General features: G+C 33.9%; 2 protein-coding genes. Both read left to right on the top strand.

Going from position 1 to position 1,668, the window contains the following annotated elements:
* A partial coding sequence (locus EAI80_RS13035) for a YtxH domain-containing protein (protein ID WP_238634635.1) occupies nt 1-554 on the top strand: 554 nt, incomplete at its 5' end.
* A 1-nt stretch (nt 555) separates the two neighbouring features.
* Nucleotides 556-1,560: a LacI family DNA-binding transcriptional regulator gene (locus EAI80_RS13040; protein WP_129982376.1), complete on the top strand. Its 1,005-nt coding sequence runs from the start codon at nt 556-558 to the stop codon at nt 1,558-1,560.
* The last annotated feature ends 108 nt before the right edge of the window (nt 1,561-1,668 follow it).

Here is a 1,668-nt window from a genome sequence, read left to right on the forward strand (position 1 = left end):
AGAGTTTTGGGGGATTTGAGTTTGGTTATATATTTGTGTCCGCGCAACGAAGGCGCGGGGAAATGGAGGAAATTATGAAATTCGGAAAAGTATTATTCGGAGTAGGATTAGGCGTTTTAGCTGGTTTATTATTTGCACCTAAGAAAGGTAGCGAATTAAGAGAAGATATTAAAGCTAAATCAAAATCTACTTATGACTATTTAACAAGTCTTACTAGAGAAGATGTTGAAGCTAAGTTAGGAGAAACAATTGAAAATATTAAAAAGTCAGTAGATGAATTTGATCCTGATGATTTTAAAGAAACTACTAAAGAAAAAGTAGATGAAGTACAGAAAAAGTTAGAAATTCTAGCAGAAAAAGTAAAATCTAGTGAAAATTTTGAAAAGGTGAAAGGTTCAGTTGTAGAAGTAACTGGACGTGTGAATCAGAAAATCGATGAAGTGAAAACAATGATTAATGATAAGGCTGCCATGATTGATGAAGATGTGATTGATCAGCAAATTGATGATGTTGAAAAACAGCTAGATGAAATGATTGAGGAAATCAAGGACTAGTATGAAGAAGAAAGTAACAATCTATGATGTTGCAGAAGCAGCTGATGTTTCACTTGCAACAGTTTCAAGAGTAATTAATGGTTCAAATGTTGTAAAGCCTGCAACAAGAGAACGTGTACTTGAAACAATAAAACGACTCGATTTCAAGCCTAATCAGATTGCAAGAGGTCTTGCAACTAGTAAAACTACAACTATTGCAGTTGTATTCCCACAGTCACTATTTGGACATGTAAAAGATATGATTGGTGGTATTGGAGATACTGGACGTACTTTAGATTTCAATATCATTATGTATACAACTGATGAACTTGGTTTAGGTAACCCGATTGAAGAAGTAATTGAGAAAGTTATTAAATCAAGAGCTGATGGTGTTGTATTATTTAACAATAACTGTATTGATAAAGAAATTGATCTCATTAAAAAATACCGTATTCCTGCAGTTGTTGTTGGATATAAGATTTCTGATGAAGATATCTGTTCTGTATATGTTGATGCAAAGAGTATTGCATATGATATGACTAAACAGTTTATAGAACAGGGTAAAAAGGATATCTGCTTTGTAAGAGCTACTCAAAACTTAGTTGATTTAAATGATTTTGCGAAGGGTATTGAAGAAGCATTTAAAGATAGTGGTGTAACACTTCCTGAAGATTATATTGTGGATGTTTCCAACCACTATGAAGAAAGCTACCCTCAATTAAAGGAATATTTTGATACTCATAAGCATGATGTTGTTTTAACAGGCTATGACAAGGAAGCAGTCGCTGTTGTCAATGCAGCAATTGATCATGGTATCAATGTGCCTGAAGATATGCAGGTTGTTGGTATGATGGATACAAGTTATGCGACTATTTGCCGTCCACCTCTTACTACTATTCATGTCCCTGTATATGATATGGGTGCTATCGCAATCAGACTTCTTACAAAGATCTTAAATCATGAAGAAATTGATGAAGCAGAAGTGCCAATGCATTATACATTCATCAAGCGTGATACAACTAAATAACCAAAGAAGGATGCTGAGGCATCCTTTTTAAGGTAATTTAAAATAACTAGGGGTTTCCTAAATTTTAATTATCACGCAGTAAGGGGTGAATCTCACCCCTTATTTCTT

This window comes from Catenibacterium sp. co_0103 (assembly GCF_004168205.1).
Lineage (GTDB): Bacteria > Bacillota_I > Bacilli_A > Erysipelotrichales > Coprobacillaceae > Catenibacterium > Catenibacterium mitsuoka_A.

Excerpts from the sequence above, each read along its gene's own strand:
- EAI80_RS13040 (WP_129982376.1), top strand. The coding sequence starts at position 556 with ATGAAGAAGAAAGTAACAATCTATGATGTTGCAGAAGCAGCTGATGTT.